The organism is Protofrankia sp. Cas4, from assembly GCF_963555915.1.
In the GTDB taxonomy this organism is placed as follows: domain Bacteria; phylum Actinomycetota; class Actinomycetes; order Frankiales; family Frankiaceae; genus Protofrankia.
This window is the reverse complement of record NZ_CAUVXL010000073.1, coordinates 1-2,087: the sequence shown is the minus strand read 5'-3', so window position 1 is coordinate 2,087 and position 2,087 is coordinate 1. Positions and strand designations below refer to the sequence as shown.

Sequence of the window (2,087 nt, the reverse complement as noted above, 5' to 3'; positions counted from 1 at the left end):
GTGCCGGGACCGCCGCGGCGACCGGTGCCGGGGCGGTGTCCGGTGCCGGGGCGGTGTCCGGTGCCGGGGCGGTGTCCGCCGGTGCCGGTAGCGGCCGGGGGTCGTGCCCGCCGTGCCCGCCGTTGTGCTGGCCGTTGTGCTCGTAACGGTCGTCGTCGCCGTCGGGTAGGCCGGTGCGGGTCCACGCCGCGGCGATCGGGACAGCCACTCCGACCTGCTCAGACACCCCATTGCCATGGTCCGCGGCGACGGGGAAGCCCCCCGCCGGGGAGGCCATGTGCCCACCGGCGGGCACGGTGCCCGCGACGGGGGGCATCGCACCCGTCGGCCGGTCGGCCGGTATCGGTCGCGGGGCGGGCGCCGGCGGGGTCTCCTCGTCGGGGTCGGGGTCGGGGTCGGGGTCGGTGGCGGTGGCGGGTTTGGTGGCCTTCAGTCCGGCGACCAGGCCGAACGCGACGACGGGCCACACCGCCATCAGCCCGACCCACGGCCCCGGGTCGCCGACGATCGGGCCGACGCCGTCCGGGTCGTGCGGGCCGGGGCGGCCGGTGACGGCGGCGAGGTTACAGGCGCCGGAGAACACGATCGCGCACAGCAGCACGAACACCGGCCAGCCGACCGCGGCGCCTACCCGACGCCGTGAGGTGATCGCGGCAAGGGCGGCGATCGCCATCGCCTCTCCGGTCAGGGCGATCAGCCACGCCGCCCAGCCGGGTTGACCGGCCCACTTCGCGACGTCGTGGACGTGGACGAACGCGACCGCGAACACCCCGGCACCGAGCAGGAGTGGGAGGACCGTGACGGCGGCGCGTTCGAACCGGCTCGCACCGGCCGGGGCGCTCACGCCACCCCCCACGCAAGGCCCAGCAGCCAGGCCAGCAGGCCACCGAGCAGGTTCAGCGGGGAACGGATCACCGCGCCGACGTCACCGGGGATGGTGTCGACGACCAGCGGCAGCACCAGGCCGACCAGCACCGCGCCGGTCTTGGGTGGCAGGTCCGGCATCCGGACCGGCACCTTGGAGTGCTGGCCGAACCGGCCCAGCCCCCGCGGGCGGCGACGCTCCCCGTGGGGGTAGCCGTCGCCGCCCGACTCGGGGTGTAGCCCGGCCATGGTCCGGGTCGACGGCGCGAGCTCAAGGAGGAAGTAGACGAACAGGACGAGGGCGACGACGCCGGGCACCACACCGCCGACGGTGGACCGGGTGACCCAGTTGACGGCGCCGGTCGCCCATCCGGCGCCGGTGGTGATCGTGGTGTGCAGCCAGCCGGACGTCAACGCCGCTCCCGCCGTCAACGCCAGACACGCCGCCAGGCGGGGCAGTTTCCGGCGCCACATCAGCCCGGCGACCAGGAACAGGGGGATCGCGGCGGTCACCGCCCGCGGGGCGGGCAGACCGACGCTCGCCGCCGTCAGCGACCCAAACGCGGAAATCATGCGGACACTCCAGAAGCGGGCGATGTCGAGTAGAGGTGGACGGCGGCGAGGATCGAACGGACATAGCCGCGGGTCTGCGGGATCGGCGGGACACCGCCGGCGGCCTGCACGGCGCCGAAACCGGCGTTGTAACCAGCCAGCGCCAGCGCGACGACATCACCGGACAGCCGGCCCGCGGCCCGACCGTCGCGGGCCGCCGCGGCCAACGCGCACATGAACCGGCCCTGCGCGGTGATCGCATCGGCGGGTTCCCAGGGGCTGGCGACCCCGTTACCGTCGGCGTCGACCGCCCAGCTCGGCCAGGTGCCGGGCATGAACTGCGCGATGCCCTGCGCCCCCACGCCGGACCGGGCGTGCGGGTCGAATCCCGACTCCTGGGCCAGCTGGGCGGCGAGCAGCGCCGGGCCGATCTGCGGGCACAGCGACCCGGCCCGCTCGATCCACGGCCGGTAGACGGCCGGTACCGGGGCGCCCGACCCCAGCGGCCCGCCGGTCGGCGGCGCCGTTCCCCGCAGCCGGGGCAGAACAACGACCAGGACGACGGCGAGCACGGCGACCAGCACCACGGCGACCAGCAGCCGGCCCAGCCACCACGCCACCACCGCCGCCGCGGCGAGCGCGACCGGCAGCCAGACCGGTACCGGGCCGAG

3 protein-coding genes are annotated in these 2,087 nt (G+C 75.8%); all 3 read right to left on the bottom strand.

The genetic code is table 11. The annotated features are described in order from the left end of the window. The coding region (locus U9979_RS07475) for a DUF2637 domain-containing protein (RefSeq protein ID WP_416219668.1) at window positions 1-844 on the bottom strand (844 nt) is incomplete at its 3' end. Then, window positions 841-1,437, bottom strand: a complete 597-nt coding sequence (locus U9979_RS07470) for a hypothetical protein (RefSeq protein ID WP_322778784.1) — start codon at window positions 1,435-1,437, stop codon at window positions 841-843. The genes U9979_RS07470 and U9979_RS07475, both read right to left, overlap by 4 nt. Next, a partial coding sequence (locus tag U9979_RS07465; RefSeq protein ID WP_322778783.1) for a lytic transglycosylase domain-containing protein occupies window positions 1,434-2,087 on the bottom strand: 654 nt, incomplete at its 5' end. The genes U9979_RS07470 and U9979_RS07465, both read right to left, overlap by 4 nt.

Bases quoted from the DNA above. Each gene is read 5' to 3' on its own strand.
- U9979_RS07470 (WP_322778784.1), bottom strand. From the start codon at position 1,437: ATGATTTCCGCGTTTGGGTCGCTGACGGCGGCGAGCGTCGGTCTGCCC.